The sequence below is a fragment of the Arthrobacter sp. 05T444 genome (genome assembly GCF_056395905.1).
This window is the reverse complement of the sequence record NZ_JBFTKK010000009.1, coordinates 66,510-82,688: the sequence shown is the minus strand read 5'-3', so window position 1 is coordinate 82,688 and position 16,179 is coordinate 66,510. Positions and strand designations below refer to the sequence as shown.

Here is a 16,179-nt window from a genome sequence, read left to right as displayed (position 1 = left end):
CCTTGAAAAGGGCCGTTACGGAGCAATCGATCGGAGGACCGGCTAACAATTAGACCTAGGTAGATATCAATGACCATCACAACGCAAGCACCCCTGACCGTCACCCTCGGTTCCAGCGGAGTGACCCCCGAGGACGTCGTCGCCGTCGCGCGCCACGACGCGAAGGTGACCATCTCCACCGAAGCGCTTGAGACGGTGGCCAAGGTCCGGGCCCACATCGACGACCTCGCCTCCAGCGACGTCCCCGCATACGGAATCTCAACGGGCTTTGGGGCTCTGGCCAACCGGCACATCCCCAATGAGCTGCGCACCCAGTTGCAGAAATCGCTCATCCGCAGCCACGCCGCCGGCATGGGCCCTGCCGTGGAGCGCGAAGTGGTCCGCGGCATCATGTTCCTGCGGGCCAAGACCCTCGCGTCCGGCCGCACCGGTGTCCGTCCGGTGGTGCTGCAGACGATGGTGGACGTGCTCAACGCAGGCATCACCCCCGTCGTCCGCGAGTTCGGTTCGCTGGGCTGCTCGGGCGACCTCGCGCCTCTTTCGCACTGCGCGCTCGTGCTGATGGGCGAGGGCGAGGCGACGGGACCAGACGGCGAGCTCTACGGAGCCAAAGGCAGCCGCCCGGTCGCCGACCTCCTCGCCGCACACGGGATCGCACCCGTCACGCTCGCGGAGAAGGAGGGCCTGGCACTCGTCAACGGCACCGAGGGCATGCTCGGAATGCTCCTCATGGCCATCGCGGACATCCGGCAACTGCTGACGACGGCGGATATCACCGCCGCCCTCAGCGTCGAGGCGCTGCTCGGCACCGATCAGGTGTTCCTGCCCGAACTCCACGCGGCCCTGCGGCCGCACCCGGGCCAGGCTGCCAGCGCGGACAACATGCTGCGGGTGCTGTCCCATTCCCCGATTGTGGCCTCCCACCGGGTGGGGGACTCCAAGGTGCAGGACGCGTACTCGCTGCGTTGCGCACCCCAGGTGGCCGGGGCGGTCCGGGACACCGTGGACCACGCCGCCCTCGTGGCCTCGCGCGAACTGGCAGCCGCCATCGACAATCCGGTGGTGCTTCCGGACGGACGCGTCTCATCCAACGGCAACTTCCACGGCGCTCCGGTGGCGTACGTGCTGGACTTCCTGGCCATCGCTGTGGCCGACCTGAGCTCCATTGCCGAACGGCGCACGGACCGCATGCTGGATCCCGCACGCTCCCACGGCCTGCCCGCATTCCTCGCCGGTGATCCGGGCGTGGACTCGGGGCTGATGATTGCGCAGTACACGCAGGCGGGGCTGGTCTCTGACAACAAGCGGCTTGCGGTTCCGGCCTCGGTGGACTCCATTCCGAGCTCCGCCATGCAGGAGGACCACGTGTCCATGGGCTGGCATGCCGCACGCAAGCTCCGGAAGGCAGTGGAGAACCTGCGCCGTGTCCTGGCGATCGAACTCGTGACGTCTGCCCGGGCCATCGACATGCGCACGCAGCTTTCCGGCGGCGAACTGACTCCGGGTCCGGCCGGTACCGCCGTCGTCGCCGCGCTGCGAAACGTCGTCGACGGTCCGGGGACGGACAGGTTCCTGTCGCCGGAACTGGAAGCGGCGGATCTTCTCGTGGCGTCCGGCGAGGTGCGGGCGGCAGCCGAATCAGCCGTCGGAATCCTCGCCTGAGGCAGAACAATATGCGGCGCCGGGAAACATTTCCCGGCGCCGCCGAAATACTCTGCAACGCTCCGGGAACGAGCCCGCCGAGTGTAGTAGAACTGAAGGTGTAGTGAAAGTCACATCGACGATGCTGTGGCGGAAGAACATCCACAAAGGGGTAGAAGTTCAAATGAAAGCACGCGGGGCAGTCCTGTCCAGGCGCATCGCACACGCTGCAACGGTTTCCAACTGGGGATCATTGCGGCCGGGCGAGCGGGTCGAAATCCTCAAGCATGCGCATGTCATTGCGGCAGGCGAGGTTGAGGAGATTTCGCGGAGCGGCAACGTTCTCTGGCTCGTAGGCAGCGGGCATTCGGAGACGCAGCCCTACATGAAGTCCGACGGCGTGCAGGTCCGCCGGGCCTAACGCACGTGGTCCGGACCTAACGCACGTGGCAGGACCCGTCAGTAGAAGGGTTTAGGCACAAGAGAGCCCCCGGCCCTGGGACCGCCCGCTTTTCAGCGGGGCGAGACCAGGGGCGGGGGCTCTTTGCGTGTTAAGCTGCGATGTCCTCGTGGGTTTCGCCAAAGGGGACGGAATCGTCGAGGGCGACGGTGTACCGGCCGGGTTCAAGCCGGGTCACCCGGATGCCACAGGTGCCTTCTTGGGCAGCTGCTCCGATCAGGGCTTCAACCGCATTTTCCAAGCCCTCGTGGACCTGGTCCGCGCTGGTGAAGGCCAGGTGGATGGACCGGGAAGCCGACGAGCCTAACGCGGAAGACGAAGCGGTTGGGCGCTCCATTGTTGCTGTGCTCATGTGCCAAACTTTCTGTGATTCGTGCCGATGCCGGAGACTATTCTACCCGCCCATTGGGTCAGACGTAAGATGACTGGCATTTGACAGCCGGCTTGACCGGCATTGTCTCGTCCTTTTCACGCGTCACGTTACCGCCGGATTAGCGGCCGGATTGGAGCGCCCGCCGGCCGGGGCGGCCGGATGTGGATCGGGTAACGGGCGGCGCGTATCCTGAAATCAAGCGGGATGCGTGGTGAGCTGGAAGCATGGCACTGAAGAGGTTTTTGTCCCGGGCAGCCCGGGCCCTGGCGGGGATGCTCGGGTTCGTGGTCGTGAGCTGTATCTGTGGGGTCCTGGTGGCAAGCTTCATCGTGCCGGCGGCCGCCTTGGCCGGCACCGGGGTGAGCCGGTCGATCTCCTACTTCAACGGCCTTCCAACCGATCTGGCGGTGCAAACGCCGGCGCAAACCACCAGGATGGTGACCGCGGACGGAAAGCTGATCGCCAGTTTCTATGACGAAAACCGGGTGCGGGTCCCGCTCAAAAACATGTCCCCGTTCATCAGGAACGCGCTCGTGGCCATCGAGGACAGCCGTTTCTACGAGCACAGCGGAGTGGACACCCAGGGTGTTCTCCGGGCGCTGACGAGCAACATCACCCGCGGAGAGCGGCAGGGGGCGTCCACCCTCACCCAGCAGTACGTCACCAACGTGGCCAACGAGTCCCTGATATCCGCAGGACGCGAGGACCAGGTGGTCCTCAGCGGCCAGAAGAGCATGGGGGACAAGCTGCGCGAGATGCGGCTCGCCATGGCGCTGGAAAAGAAGTACACGAAGGACCAGATCCTCGAGGGCTACCTCAACATCGTCTTCTTCAACCGCAACGCGTATGGCATCGAGGCGGCCGCCCAGTACTTCTTCAGCGTTCCGGCCAGCAAACTCACCCTGCCCCAGTCGGCCCTGCTGGCCGGGCTGGTCAACAGCCCCAGCTTCTATGATCCGGTGACCAATCCGAAGAACTCCGTCAAGCGGCGCAACCAGGTCCTGGACGCGATGCTGGAACAGGGCAAGATCACCAAGAAACAGCATGACGCCGCCAAAGCGTCCGGCGTGGGCCTGAAGGTCAGGCCGTCCCGGCAGGGTTGTGCCGCCGCCGCGATAGCCCCGTACTTCTGCGACTACGTCACCCATCTGATCCTGAACAACCCGGCGTTTGGCCCGGACACCCAGGCACGCGAGCAAAAGCTGTACCGTGGCGGGCTGACCATCACCACCACTTTGGACAGCAGGCTGCAGGCGGCAGCGCAGGCACAGGTGAACTCGACGGCCGGGGCCAATCCGGACAAGTGGGGCTCGTCCTTGGTCTCCGTCCAGCCGGGAACCGGCAAGATCCTCGCCATGGCGCAGAATACGGTGTTCCTTCCCCAGCGCGGGAAATTCGATAGCCAGCTGAACTTCAACGTGGATTCCAAGGACGTCAACGGCAACGACCTCAACGGCGCTGGCGGCTTCCAGCCGGGTTCCACCATGAAGCCGTTCACCTTCGCCGAATGGCTGCACGAGGGCAGGACCATGACGGAGACGGTGAACGCCTCAAAGCGGGAGTACCCGCTGGGATTCCGCTGGCGGTCTTCCTGCGGGAAAGTGCTCGGCGCCTACAGCACGAAACAGCGAAGGGCCGGCCTGGAAGCCGCCGACGACCTTCAGAACGCCTCGGACGGCTACTACCGGAAGATGCCCGTCAATTACGGACTGTACAACTCCATCAACACGGCCACGTTTGCCTCAGCGGCGCAGCTGGACTTCTGCGGGATCCAGAACATGGTCGACGCCGTAGGCATCCACAGCGGCCTGGACGGCGCCCCGGTCAACATGCACCAGCTGGGCAATCTGCTGGGCGCCACCGGCGTGGCACCGCTGCACATGGCCAATGCCTTCGCGACTTTCGCCGCCGATGGCCGCTACTGTGAGCCGTTCGCGGTCCTGCGGGTGGCGGACGCTGCCGGCCAGCCGCTGCCGGGTCAGGCCCCCAGCTGCCGTGACGCCGTAGACAAGGACGTGGCCCGCGGAGTGAATGCGGCGCTTCAGGATGTGCTTAAGGTGGGATCGGGCATCTACATCAACCCCAAGGTCCAAAGCCGGGTCCCCGTCGCGGCCAAGACAGGAACGAACAACAGCAACGGCGCCACGTGGGTCCTTGGTTACACCACCGGGCTGGCCACAGCGTCCTTCTTCGGCGACGCGCTGGAGGGTCAGCAGCGGCCCGGCAGGAACCTCACCATCAACGGAAAGTTCTACGGCCGCATCGACGGATACATGATCGCCGGCCCCCAGTGGGCAAATTACATGCTCAAGGTGGCCAGCCTGTACCCGGCGGCTGCCTTCCCCAAGCCGCCCGCTGCAATGGTCAGGAAGCCTCCCCCCGCTCCGCGGCCGCCCGCAACTAAACCTGCCCGCCCGCCCGCCAGCCCGGCACCGAGTCGGCCTGCCACGCCGGCCCCGCGCCGCTGAACGGTGCCGAACGGTGCTGAACGTTGCTGACGTGACTTGCGGACCCGCCCGCTGGCCTACGCCAGCAGGGTGTTGACGAGCCGCGCCGCCAAGCGGGCCGTGCGGTTGTCGAGGTCCAGTGCCGGGTTGAGTTCCGCCACGTCCGCGTGCAGCAGCTTCCCGCTGGCAGCGGCCTGGCGGCACACAGCGCTGATCACCGGAAGCGGGACGCCGAACGCCGCCGGCGCGCTCACCCCGGGGGCAACCGACGCCGGCAGCACGTCGAGGTCGATGGTCAGGTACAGGACATCAATGTCAGCAAGAAAGTCCGCAACGAATGCGTGCACCGCGTCCGCCGTGCAGTCCTCATCCAGGAGATATTCCACTCCGAGGCGGTGGGCGGTGTCGAACAGTGCACGCGTGTTGTTCGGTTCGGAGATGCCGACGACGGCGTACTTCAGTTCGCGCCCCGCGGCGGCTTCCGCCTGGGCCATCTGGAGGAACGGCGTGCCCGAGCTGGGCGCGGCTTCGTCGCGGAGATCGAAGTGGGCATCCAGGTTCAGGACCCCGAGCCGCTTGCCCCCTCGGACGGCTTCGGAGCCGGCCACACCGAGGTAGCTAGCGAAGGCGGTTTCGTGGCCGCCGCCCAGCAGTACGGTGAGGTTGCCGGCGTCGAGCAGTGCTGCGACAGCCGCCCCGGCCCGGGCCTGTCCGGCTTCAAGTCCGCGGTCCGTGACTGCGACGTCCCCGGCGTCAAGGACAGGCCTGCGCAGGTGGAAGGCCAGGGGCCCCAGCGCCTTCCGGATGGCGGCAGGAGCTTGGGCGGCGCCGGTCCGGCCCTTGTTGCGCCGCACGCCCTCATCGCTGCAGAAGCCGAGGATCACTGCCGGGCGGGCAGCCTTGTCTGGAGCGGTGGCTCCGCCGGCGGCCGCCGCGTAAGGGGCCACCGCCTGCCACCACCGGCGGTGCGCATCGCCGTCGCCGTCGAAACGCCCCGTCCAGGGCTGGGGCTGGGCATTGACGGAAAGCGCGGGAAAATCCATGCTTCAAGCTCACCGCATGCAGTCAGCGAAAGCCAGCCAGGCCGCCGTCGTCCTGTCTGAAATCCCGGAACCGCGCCCCCGGGCCAACCCGGCTTAAACGGCGAGGTGGCATTTCACGGCAATGTCTCGGAAACACTGCCGCCAAATGCCACCTCGGCGAAAGGGAACGCGGTTAGGCCATGCCCAGGGCGTGCTCGAGGGTGCCGATGCCGAAGAACAGGAGGAACGCGGCGGCGACGGCCCACATGAGCGGGTGAACGTCCCGTGCGCGGCCCTGGAAAGTGCGGACCAGCACATACGCGATAAAGCCCGCGCCCAGGCCGTTGGCGATCGAGTACGTGAACGGCATCAGGATAAAGGTCAGGAAGGCCGGAAGGGCGATGCCCCAGTCCTTCCAGTCGATCTTGCCCACCTGGGCCACCATCATGAAGCCGACCACCACCAGGGCGGGGGCCACGGCTTCGAAGGGCACCAGGTTGATGAGCGGCGTGAAGAACATGGCCACCAGGAACAGCAGGCCGGTCACAATCGAGGCCAGGCCCGTCCGCGCGCCTTCCCCGATGCCTGCGCCGGACTCCACGAAGATCTGGTTGGAGGACACGGAGGCGCCGCCGCCCACGATCGCGCCGAGTGCGTCGACCTGCAGCACCCGGTCAACGTTGGGGATGTTGCCGTCCTTGTCCACGGTTCCGGCCTCGTTGGCCAGGCCCACCATGGTGCCCATGGCGTCGAAGAAGATGCTCAGCAGGATCACGAACGCCAGCAGCGTCGCGGCGATGAAGCCCAAGTGTTCGAAGGCGCCCAGCGGGTTGGCCTTGCCAATCAGGGACAGGTCCGGGGCAGCCCACTCCGTGAACGTGGGGGCAACGAGGGACCAGCCCTGCGGGTTGACGTTCTTGCCGTCGAAGCTCGGGCCGATGTGCAGGGTGAATTCGAGGATGACGGAGAGGATGGTGGAGGCGATGATGCCGATCAGGATGGCCCCCCTGACCTTGCGGACCAGCAGGCCGATGGTCAGGATGAGGCCGAACACGAATACCAGCGTGGGCCAGCCCAGGAGCTTGCCGTCAAAGCCCAGGCCCACCGGGACAGTGGTGCCGGCCGCATCCGGGATGCGGCGCACGAACCCGGCGTTGACGAGCCCGATCAGGGCGATGAACAGGCCGATGCCCACCACGATCGCCGTCTTGAGTCCGTCCGGAACAGCCTTGAACACCGCGGTGCGGAATCCGGTGAGGACCAGGATCAGCATGGTGACGCCGGACAGCAGGACCAGGCCCATCATGTCCGGCCAGCTCAGCCCCGGGTTGGTGGCCACGGTGACGGCCACGAATGCGTTGACGCCCAGTCCCGTGGCCATGGCGAACGGGTGCTTGGCCCAGGCGCCCATGAGGATGGTGAGGATGCCCGCCACGAATGCGGTGACAGCAGCCACGGCAGGAAAGCCGAGCGTGGCGCCGGAGGAATCCGGGCCGGAAAGAATCAGCGGGTTCAGCACCACGATGTAGCTCATGGCGAAGAACGTGGCAAAACCGCCGCGGATCTCGCGGGAGAAGTTGGACCCCCGTTCGGAAATCTTGAAATACCGGTCCAGTGCAGAGCCCTGCTTAAGCATTAGTCCTCCGGGAGTTTTGGGGTTGGTTGAATCCTATTGGGTTGCAGGGATCCTCCCAGGCAAATTCGCCTAGTCTGTAAGGAAGCCAACACGAGGAGAAATCCGCCCATGCGTTCCACCCGCCAGCTGCTCATCGCCGTACTGGGCGCCGTCGCTTTTGCCGCGATGCTTTTCAGCGCCGGCCCGGCCTCAGCCCATGACGCCGCCGAGTCCAGCAGCCCGGCCGCGGGTGCCACCGTGGCCACGCCTCCCGCGAAGGTGTCCGTCACGTTTAACAACAACCCGCTCGGCTTGGGCTCGCAGATCAAGGTCAGCGACGCGTCCGGAGGCGACTGGGCAGACGGCAAGGTGGAGATCGTTGACAACGTGGCCTCGCAGAAGCTGCGGGACGGCGCGCCTGCGGGCAAGTACACAGTGGTCTGGCGCGTGGTCAGTTCGGACTCGCACCCCATTGAAGGGACTTTCACTTTCACTGCAACCGCCGGGGCGGCAGGCTCGACGGCGGCCGCCCCGGTTCCCACGGCAGGCACACCCCAGCCGGGAATCACCCCGGCTCCGGACAAGGTGCCGGACGCCTCGGAACCGTTCCCGTGGAGCCTGGTGGTGTTCGCAGCCGTGGCGCTGGGGCTGCTGGTTACACTCGGTGTCCTCGCTCGCCGCAGGCTCGTGACCGGGAGCGACGACGAGGATTCCGGCGCGGGGGATGCGGCTGACTCCGAAGGCGAGGGCACCGGGGCGCGACCGGGAGGCCGGTCGTCGTAGCCGGGTTACACGGCTTGGACGGAGGCCGGGAGGGCCGCGAAGCTTCCCGTGAGGACTGAGGGGACGCTGTCCGGGTGAACCTTCGCCGAGATGGCCTGGCCCACCACCTTGGCCTGGCGGAGTACTTCCTTGGGTGTCGGGGTGATGAGCCCGCCCACCCCCACCAGATAGATGCCGATGGCGCGCATGGCAGCCACCAGGTTCTGGCCCACCGAGATGCCGAGATCAGTGAGCATCCTGCGGAGCTGGCTGTTGGCGCAGCGCGTGAGCACGATATGGTCCGCCAGCAGTACGCCGTCGGGGGTGTGGACGGCCCACCGGTGGAGGGTGGGTCCGGCTGTCCCGGATCCCATCTTATCCAGCAGCACCGCAGAGGTGTCGCTGCGGATGTCCAGCTGGTGGCTGGAAGCATAGTTGCGAAGGTGGCGCAGGATCTCGTTGCGCTCCTCCCGCGAAGAGCCATCGGCCGCGTCGCACCGTTGAAGGGGTGCCGTCTGGGACGTCTGGCCGCCGCCCGGGGACTCCAGCCCGCTCACGATGATGGAGTCCACCCCTCGCCGCCGAAGCTCGGTGGCGATTGCCAGGCCGGGAAGGCCGGCGCCGATGACCACAGTGGTGGTCCGTTCAGCTCCGCTGAGACCGGGCATGCTTGACACTAGAGCTTCCTCCTCGAGATTTTCGAAGCGCAGGGCGTCCGTGCCCTGCACGGTCCGCTGCCCCAGCAAGCAGACACAAAATATCGTCCGGACGTGTTCTGAAACACAAATCTCGGATCAACAGTGCCTCGAAGAATACAGACTTTTTCGGACTCTGGATAGCCCTCCGGGAACATTGGCGGGGAACGGCCCGGGGTCACGGTAAAGCCCCCTGGCAGCCATGCATAACAGGGCCTGAGATTCAGTCGCCGGAGGCACGATTGCTGTGCTCCGGGCATGCTTGCTAAGTACTCTCTGACCGAGAATAGTTGTGTCAAAGAGCAGGTTTTCTACACCCGGGTAAAGAAGGCCTGCCGGGTGACGGCGATTGTGCCTCTGTCTGGCAGAATAGCCGCATCATCAGGGCAGTATCGCGAGGAGGCGGACCGAATGGGCGCACACGAGTTGCATCCGGACCCGGCACGGGATGGCGACGGCAGGTCCGCCAGGCCCCAGGGGATAGTGGTCGGCGTCGACGGTTCAGACCATGGGCAGTGTGCGCTGGTGTGGGCAGCCCGCGAAGCCGAGCGCCGGCGTCGTCCGCTTCACATCGTCACCGCGTACTCCGTCCCCATTTTCGCGGCGTCGGGCCTCGACGGCGGTTACGCCACCGTGGACGACTCGGTGATCCGCGAGGGTGCGGAGGCCATCCTGAAGCATGCGGTGGACAAGGTTGCCGGCTACAACGTCGACGTCAGCGCCGCCGTCGAGAACGGCGACGCCTCCGGGGTGCTGCTGGAAATGTCCGAAACCGCCGAGCTTCTGGTCGTCGGAACGCGCGGCCGCGGAGGCTTCGTGGGACGGCTCCTCGGCTCGGTCAGCAGCGCGCTGCCGGCACACGCCAAATGCGCCACAGTAACCGTCCCCCTGATCTGCTCGGACCGCCTGGGGGAGACCACGCAGGACAAGCACATCAGGGCTGAACAGGCCAAAGCCGGCCGCGCTCCCGTGGAGAACGTCGTTGTGGTGGGCGTGGACGGCTCCGAGCAGGCCCGCGTCGCCGTACTTGAAGCCGCGGCCCAGGCCGAGCGGCTCGGAGCGCCGCTTCGGGTGATCTGCGCGGTGCCCCAGTACAGCGGATCGCTGGCGTGGGTGCCGGCGCCGCTGGACAGGGAAGCGCTGTTTGCTGACATCCAGATCCAGCTCAAGGCCGGCGTCGCCTGGCTGCAGAGCCACTTCCCCCGGCTCGCCATCGAAACCCGGCTCCTGGACGGCTCCCCTGTGGAAGTGCTCGTTGAGGCAAGCCGCCACGTGGAGCTGGTAGTCGTCGGCACCCGCGGCCGCGGCGGTTTCGCCGGGATGCTCCTGGGTTCCACGTCGGACGGCGTTCTGCACCACGCCAAGAGCCCGGTCATGGTGGTGCCGGACAGGGAGGATCTGCGGCTTGCCGACCGCGCCAGCTTCGGCCCCATGCTCGGCGCCTCGTAGCCGATGGGCGCGCTGGTTCTCGGCCTCGGTGACATCAGCGCCAACATGTTGCCCCTGGTGGGCGGCAAGGCCGCGAACCTCGGCGAGCTCCTGTCCGCCGGCCTGCCCGTGCCGGACGGCTTCTGCCTTACCACCGAGGCGTACGTTGAAGCGGTGGCCCCGCTCGGGCTCACCGACGTGCACCGCACCCTGGAGGCCACCCCGGCGGATGACCTGGACAGGCTCGCCGAGCTGGCAGGCCGGGCCCGCAGCCTGATTGAGGCGGCCGAGCTCCCGCCGGGGATCGCCGCCCAGGTGCAGGCCGCCTACGAGGCGATGGGCGGCACGGACCGGCCGGACGTTCCGGTGGCGGTCAGGTCGTCGGCCACGGCCGAGGACCTGCCGTTCGCCAGTTTCGCCGGCCAGCAGGACACCTATCTCAACGTGGTGGGGGCGGATGCCCTGGTGGCCTCCGTGCGGAAATGCTGGGCGTCGCTCTGGACGGACCGCGCGGTCGCCTACCGCGCCAGCCGCGGCATTGACCCGTCCACGGTGGCGCTCGCCGTCGTTGTCCAGCGCATGGTGGACGCCGAATCGGCGGGCGTCATGTTCACAGCGAACCCCGTGACCGGCCGCCGCCGCGAGTCGGTGATCGACGCCAGCCCGGGCCTGGGCGAGGCGGTGGTGTCCGGCGCGGTCAACCCGGACCATTTCGTGGTGGACATCGCGTCCGGGAAGATCCTGGAGCGCCGGCTGGGAGACAAACGGCTGGTGGTCCGCGCGTTACCCGGGGGCGGCACTGAAAGCGTGGACCAGCCTGCTGCGGCAGGGAAGGCCTGCCTGACGGACCCGCAGATCCGGGAGCTGGCCGCGCTGGGCGGCCGGGCAGAAAACCACTACGGATCGCCCCAGGATACCGAGTGGGCGATCGACACGCGCGGCAAGGCCTGGCTGACGCAGTCCCGCCCCATCACCACGCTGTATCCGATGGCGGACAAAGCCAGGCCGGGGGAGGACCTCCGCGTCTACCTGTGCTTCAGCCTCGCCCAGGGGCTGACCCGGCCCATCACTCCGATGGGGCTCGCGGCCTTCCGGATCATTGCGTCCTCCATTGCGCGGGCGGCAGGCTTTGACGTGCCCGACGCACGGAATGGCCCCTCTCCCTACGTCGAGGCCGGCCAGCGCATCTTCTTCGACCTGACCACAGTGGCGCGGAGCACCGTGGGACGCCGCATCGTCCCTAAGGTGTTTGACGTGATGGAGGCGCGCTCCGCGGCGGTCCTGCGCCGGGTGTTCGCGGACCCGCGGTTTTCCATCACCCGGCGAACTCCCTTGGGGCTCCTGAAACACGTGGGGCCCGTGGCGGTGCGTGCCCGCGTGCCGGAATCCCTGCTGCGCGCGTTGTTCCGCCCGGAAGCCGCACTGCGGCGCCTCGAAGCGTTCACCAGCAACTTCAGCGATTCCCTGAACCTCCCTCCTGGGGCTTCGCCGCGGCAGCGTCTTGACTACGCTGAGCAGGTCCTGGCCCGAATGTTTCCCATAGTCACCGCCATCCTTCCGCTGCCTGCCCTCGGCTTTGCGATGCTGGCGCTCGCAGGAAAACTTGCGGGAGGGAAGGAACGTTCCGGAAGTGAACGGAGCATCGAGCTGCAGCCGATTCTCCGCGGCCTGCCCAACAACGTCACCACCGCGATGGACCTGGAGCTGTGGCGGCTGGCAGCGGCGATCCGTGCCGACGACGGGTCTGCCCGAATGTTCTCCGGACAGCCGCTGACCGTGCTCGCGCAGCGTTTCAGCGCCGGCGAACTTCCCGCCGTGGCGCAGGCGGGCCTGGCCGGGTTCCTGGAGCGGTTCGGCCACCGGGCTGTGGCTGAAATCGACGTCGGCATGCCCCGCTGGCGGGATGACCCGACCCATATCCTTGGGGTGCTCGCCAATTACCTGCGGCTCGACGACCCGGACCTGGCCCCGGACCGCCAGTTCCGCAAAGCCGAAGACGAAGCGGAGGCACAGGTGGCCCGGCTGGTGGCCGAGACCACGGCCAGGAGCCGGGTCCGGGGCGCCCTCGTCCGCGCGGCGCTCCGGCGGGCCCGGCTGTTCGCAGGCCTGCGTGAACTTCCCAAGTACCAGCTCGTGGTGGCGCTGGCCGAGGTCCGGCGGCAGGTGGCCGAGGTGGGCGCCACTCTGGCGGCCGAGGGCCGGATCGCCCGCGCCGACGACGTCTTCTTCCTGGACTTTGCCGAGGCCGGGCAAGCACTGGACGGCGCGGACATGCAGGAACTCGTGGTCCGGCGGCAGGGGGCCTACTACCTCGAGCTGGAGCGGCGGCGAATCCCGCGGCTGCTTCTCTCCGACGGCACCGAGCCCGAGGCCCTGCTTTCGTCGGACGGGGCTGCCGGGGAAGGTGCCCTGACGGGAAGCCCGGCATCGGCGGGAACTGTGACTGCTCCGGCCCGGGTCATCCTGGACCCCGTAGGCGCGCACCTGGAGCCGGGTGAGATCCTTGTCGCGCCCTCCACCGATCCGGGCTGGACGCCGCTCTTCCTCACCGCCGGCGGCCTCGTCATGGAAATGGGCGGCCCCAACTCGCACGGCGCGGTGGTCGCCAGGGAGTACGGCATCCCCGCTGTGGTGGGCGTCGCGGACGCCACGTCGGTTCTCCGGACGGGACAGAGCATAACGGTCGACGGCGGTGCGGGCACCATAGTGCCCGGAAGCTGACGGCTCCCGCGCACCCAAACTGGCTCACTTAATGTCGTTTTGCGGGCTCAAAGCGGCTTTAAATGCGAGTCAATTTGGGTCCTCCGCCGACTTCCTCCGCCGGATGTAGCGGATGACCAGCCAGACAACGGCGACTGCCAAGGCGGCGTACACCGCGTAGTTCAGATAGCGGGCGTACTGTTCCACCATCGAATACTGTTTGCCCAGCAGGACACCCAGACCGATCAGCAGCCCGTTCCAGATCCCGCTTCCGGCGATGGTGAAGACGCTGAACGTTCCCAGATGCATCTTCTCGGCGCCGGCAGGCAGCGAAATAAGGCTGCGTACGCCGGGAAGGAGCCGGCCGAAAAAGACGGCGGACTTGCCGTGGCGCCGGAACCAGCGCTCGGCGGTTTCGAAGTCCTCCCGGTCGACCAGCGGCAGCTTGGAGAGCCAGCGGATGGACCGTTCCAGCCCGAGCTTCGCTCCGAGGAAATACAGTGCGAGCGCACCCACGTAGGCGCCCAGGGCGCTGGTGAGGAAGACCAGGCCCATTCTCATTGATCCTTGCCGGGTCAGGAATCCGGCGAGGGGAAGGATGACCTCGCTGGGGATCGGCGGGAAAACCGTTTCTGCGAGCGTGAACAGCCCTACGCCCCATTCGCCCAGCGCGTCCATGGACTGGGCGGCAAAGCCGACTATCCCGGTCAGCTCGTCCGCCGGGGTGGTTGAGGCAGCATAGATGCTCATTTGCTCAGGCTCCCACGGCTGGATGACGGCGTCCCGTCCAGTCTGGCCCAGTACGTTCGCGGGCGAAAGCGCGGCGCCGGAATTAGGGGCTGTCAGGGGATGTGCCGAGGCGTACCCTGAGGATATAACCTGCGACGTCGGAGTGGAGTTGAGATGGCCTCCAAGTGGCTGCGGTGGACGCCCGCCGTGGCCGTACCTGCTGTAATTGCTGCCGGAGTGCTGGCAGGGTCCGTTCCCGCCAGCGCCCGGGATCCCCTGCCCGACAAGACGCCTGCCCAGGTGCTCGCCATGATCGGACAGCACACTACCAAGTCCCTGTCAGGAACGCTGGAACAGACGTCCGAGCTCGGCTTGCCCGATGTTCCCCAGATCGGTCCCTCGTCCGGTGCCGGCACGGGCTCGGTTGCGGAACTGCTGGCGGGACCGCACAGCGCGCGCGTCTACGTCGACGGCCCCACCAAAGTGCGGGTCCAGGTCATGGACCGGCTCGCCGAGCGTGACGCGGTGCGGCAGGGCAACGACGTCTGGCTGTACAACTCCAAGGACAACACCGCCACCCACGTGACGCTGCCGGAGAAGGCCGCAGGCCACAAATCGCCCGACTCCCGCACGCCGGGAACCATGGCAACGCCGGAGGAGCTCGCGGCCCGGATGCTGGCAAAGATCGACTCGTCCACGGACGTGACCGTCGGTAACGACGTCGAGGTGGCGGGACGCGCTGCCTACAATTTGACGCTGACTCCGCGCTCGCAGGGGACGCTGGTCGAATCCGTGGCCATCGCCGTGGACGGTGAGAAGGGGCTGCCGCTCAGCGTGGAGGTGCGGGCACGCGGCCAGGCCGAGCCTGCGTTCCGGACCGCGTTCTCCAGCCTGACGCTGGGTGCCCCGGATGCCGGCCTCTTCAACTTCACGCCGCCGCCCGGTGCCACGGTCAAGAACCTGGCGCTGCCGGCAACGCCCCATGCCGCGAAGGACATGGGCAAGCACCACGCCAAGGGTAAGGCTACGAACGCGACTGGAAAGTCCCCGTCACTGACGGGCTCCGGCTGGGAGACCGTGGTCGGGTTCCCCGCCCGTGCCGGCGGTGCGAACGCCGGTGCGCCGTCCGCCGATACCCTGCTGAAGGACCCGCTGCTTCGGCAGGCCACAATCGCTGTTCCCGGCGGCCGGGCGATCTCGACGTCCCTGCTGAACGTCCTGCTGACCGACGACGGCCGCGTCTTTGCCGGGTCTGTACCCCTGGAGCGGCTGCAGGCCGCCGCTGCCGCGAGGTGACTCCCGCTGACCGCGGCGCCGGACTCGCCATCGAGACCAGGGGGCTGACCAAGCGCTTCGGCCACCAACTGGCCGTGAACGCCATCGACTTGGCCGTGCCCCGGGGATCCGTGTTCGGGTTCCTGGGCCCCAACGGCTCGGGAAAGACCACCACCATCCGGATGATGCTCGGCCTCGCCGCGGCCACGGCAGGTTCGGTCACCGTGCTCGGACTGGACATGCCGCGCCGGCTCGACGAGGTCCTGCCGCAGGTGGGCGCCCTCGTCGAGGGCCCGGCGTTCTATCCGTTCCTCTCCGGCGCAGCAAATCTGCACCGCTTTGACGCCGCGGACCGGCATGCGACGCCTGGCACGCGGCGCGCCCGGGTGGCGGAAGCCCTCGAGCGGGTGGGGCTCTCACATGCTGCCAGGAAGAAGGTGCGGGCCTATTCGCTGGGCATGAAGCAACGGCTCGGAATCGCCAACGCCCTGCTTTCCCACAGGGAACTGCTGGTCCTGGACGAACCCACCAACGGACTGGACCCGCAGGGCACCAGGGAGGTGCGCAGCCTGGTCCGGTCGCTGGCCGCCGACGGCGCCACGGTGTTCGTTTCCAGCCACCTGCTCGCCGAAGTGGAGCAGATCTGCACGCACGCGGCGATCATGAGTGCTGGTCGGCTGGTGGCACAGGGGCCGCTGCCGGAGCTCCGCCAGGCGGGTTCAGCGCAGCTCCGCCTGCTAACGCCCGACGCCGGTGCGGCCTCGGGCGTTCTGGTCCGGTTCGGCATGGCCCCGGTCGTCGGTCATCCGGACGGTGCCGGAGCGGTCATCACCGCAACTTTGCCCGACGCCGCCGGCGGCCTGCCGGGGAATGGCGCCCGCAGCACGGAGACCTTCGCCCCGGAATCGATCGTCGCCGCGCTGGTGGCCGACGGCGTCCGCGTCCGCGGCTTCACCGTTGAGCGGGGCAGCCTGGAAGACCGCTTCGTGGCGCTGACGGGGGAGGGCTTCGATGTCGCGCAGTGATGACACC

At 67.4% G+C, this 16,179-nt stretch carries 13 protein-coding genes; 8 read left to right on the top strand and 5 right to left on the bottom strand.

Annotated elements, in window-relative coordinates:
- Positions 1–69: 69 nt before the first annotated feature.
- Together hutH and AC1DD3_RS10830 are read left to right on the top strand one after the other, a co-directional pair.
- Positions 70–1,662: a histidine ammonia-lyase gene (gene hutH / locus AC1DD3_RS10835; RefSeq protein ID WP_476881631.1), complete on the top strand. Its 1,593-nt coding sequence runs from the start codon at positions 70–72 to the stop codon at positions 1,660–1,662.
- A gap of 163 nt (positions 1,663–1,825) precedes the next feature.
- Entirely contained in the window at positions 1,826–2,062 is a 237-nt protein-coding gene (locus AC1DD3_RS10830; RefSeq protein WP_230119588.1) for a hypothetical protein, read from the top strand.
- A 130-nt stretch (positions 2,063–2,192) separates the two neighbouring features.
- Here the strand turns inward: AC1DD3_RS10830 and AC1DD3_RS10825 are convergent, their stop codons facing one another.
- A complete protein-coding gene (locus tag AC1DD3_RS10825; protein ID WP_476881630.1) occupies positions 2,193–2,453 on the bottom strand; it encodes a hypothetical protein in 261 nt (86 codons plus the stop codon).
- 245 nt (positions 2,454–2,698) lie between these two features.
- Here AC1DD3_RS10825 and AC1DD3_RS10820 point away from each other — a divergent pair, with 245 nt between their 5' ends.
- On the top strand, positions 2,699–4,942 hold the full coding sequence (locus AC1DD3_RS10820) for a transglycosylase domain-containing protein (RefSeq protein ID WP_476881629.1): 2,244 nt from the start codon (positions 2,699–2,701) through the stop codon (positions 4,940–4,942).
- 56 nt (positions 4,943–4,998) lie between these two features.
- Here the strand turns inward: AC1DD3_RS10820 and hutG are convergent, their stop codons facing one another.
- Both hutG and AC1DD3_RS10810 read right to left on the bottom strand, forming a co-directional pair.
- Positions 4,999–5,964, bottom strand: coding sequence for a formimidoylglutamase (gene hutG / locus AC1DD3_RS10815; RefSeq protein ID WP_476881628.1), 966 nt, complete (start codon positions 5,962–5,964; stop codon positions 4,999–5,001).
- Positions 5,965–6,136: 172 nt separating this feature from the next.
- Positions 6,137–7,579: an NCS2 family permease gene (locus AC1DD3_RS10810; protein WP_476881627.1), complete on the bottom strand. Its 1,443-nt coding sequence runs from the start codon at positions 7,577–7,579 to the stop codon at positions 6,137–6,139.
- A 108-nt stretch (positions 7,580–7,687) separates the two neighbouring features.
- Between AC1DD3_RS10810 and AC1DD3_RS10805 the strand changes: the two genes are divergently transcribed.
- Positions 7,688–8,341: a copper resistance CopC family protein gene (locus tag AC1DD3_RS10805; protein ID WP_476881626.1), complete on the top strand. Its 654-nt coding sequence runs from the start codon at positions 7,688–7,690 to the stop codon at positions 8,339–8,341.
- Positions 8,342–8,346: 5 nt separating this feature from the next.
- On the opposite strand, the gene AC1DD3_RS10800 is transcribed toward AC1DD3_RS10805, so the two are convergent.
- On the bottom strand, positions 8,347–8,988 hold the full coding sequence (locus tag AC1DD3_RS10800) for an FAD-binding protein (protein ID WP_476881666.1): 642 nt from the start codon (positions 8,986–8,988) through the stop codon (positions 8,347–8,349).
- A 438-nt stretch (positions 8,989–9,426) separates the two neighbouring features.
- Between AC1DD3_RS10800 and AC1DD3_RS10795 the strand changes: the two genes are divergently transcribed.
- Both AC1DD3_RS10795 and AC1DD3_RS10790 read left to right on the top strand, forming a co-directional pair.
- Positions 9,427–10,464: a universal stress protein gene (locus AC1DD3_RS10795; protein WP_476877124.1), complete on the top strand. Its 1,038-nt coding sequence runs from the start codon at positions 9,427–9,429 to the stop codon at positions 10,462–10,464.
- A gap of 3 nt (positions 10,465–10,467) precedes the next feature.
- Entirely contained in the window at positions 10,468–13,164 is a 2,697-nt protein-coding gene (locus tag AC1DD3_RS10790; protein ID WP_476881625.1) for a PEP/pyruvate-binding domain-containing protein, read from the top strand.
- A 69-nt stretch (positions 13,165–13,233) separates the two neighbouring features.
- On the opposite strand, the gene AC1DD3_RS10785 is transcribed toward AC1DD3_RS10790, so the two are convergent.
- Entirely contained in the window at positions 13,234–13,893 is a 660-nt protein-coding gene (locus AC1DD3_RS10785) for a DedA family protein (protein WP_476881624.1), read from the bottom strand.
- A gap of 153 nt (positions 13,894–14,046) precedes the next feature.
- On the opposite strand from AC1DD3_RS10785, the gene AC1DD3_RS10780 reads away from it, so the two are divergent.
- Entirely contained in the window at positions 14,047–15,168 is a 1,122-nt protein-coding gene (locus AC1DD3_RS10780; protein ID WP_476881623.1) for a LolA family protein, read from the top strand.
- On the top strand, positions 15,165–16,172 hold the full coding sequence (locus AC1DD3_RS10775; RefSeq protein ID WP_476881622.1) for an ABC transporter ATP-binding protein: 1,008 nt from the start codon (positions 15,165–15,167) through the stop codon (positions 16,170–16,172). The genes AC1DD3_RS10780 and AC1DD3_RS10775 overlap by 4 nt, the downstream gene beginning before the upstream one ends.
- The last annotated feature ends 7 nt before the right edge of the window (positions 16,173–16,179 follow it).

Coding starts and splice junctions, on each gene's coding strand:
- AC1DD3_RS10800 (WP_476881666.1), bottom strand. CDS start 8,988: ATGCCCGGTCTCAGCGGAGCTGAACGGACCACCACTGTGGTCATCGGC.
- AC1DD3_RS10805 (WP_476881626.1), top strand. CDS start 7,688: ATGCGTTCCACCCGCCAGCTGCTCATCGCCGTACTGGGCGCCGTCGCT.
- AC1DD3_RS10830 (WP_230119588.1), top strand. CDS start 1,826: ATGAAAGCACGCGGGGCAGTCCTGTCCAGGCGCATCGCACACGCTGCA.
- AC1DD3_RS10825 (WP_476881630.1), bottom strand. CDS start 2,453: ATGAGCACAGCAACAATGGAGCGCCCAACCGCTTCGTCTTCCGCGTTA.
- AC1DD3_RS10820 (WP_476881629.1), top strand. CDS start 2,699: ATGGCACTGAAGAGGTTTTTGTCCCGGGCAGCCCGGGCCCTGGCGGGG.
- hutH (WP_476881631.1), top strand. CDS start 70: ATGACCATCACAACGCAAGCACCCCTGACCGTCACCCTCGGTTCCAGC.
- AC1DD3_RS10790 (WP_476881625.1), top strand. CDS start 10,468: ATGGGCGCGCTGGTTCTCGGCCTCGGTGACATCAGCGCCAACATGTTG.
- AC1DD3_RS10795 (WP_476877124.1), top strand. CDS start 9,427: ATGGGCGCACACGAGTTGCATCCGGACCCGGCACGGGATGGCGACGGC.
- hutG (WP_476881628.1), bottom strand. CDS start 5,964: ATGGATTTTCCCGCGCTTTCCGTCAATGCCCAGCCCCAGCCCTGGACG.
- AC1DD3_RS10810 (WP_476881627.1), bottom strand. CDS start 7,579: ATGCTTAAGCAGGGCTCTGCACTGGACCGGTATTTCAAGATTTCCGAA.
- AC1DD3_RS10785 (WP_476881624.1), bottom strand. CDS start 13,893: ATGAGCATCTATGCTGCCTCAACCACCCCGGCGGACGAGCTGACCGGG.
- AC1DD3_RS10780 (WP_476881623.1), top strand. CDS start 14,047: ATGGCCTCCAAGTGGCTGCGGTGGACGCCCGCCGTGGCCGTACCTGCT.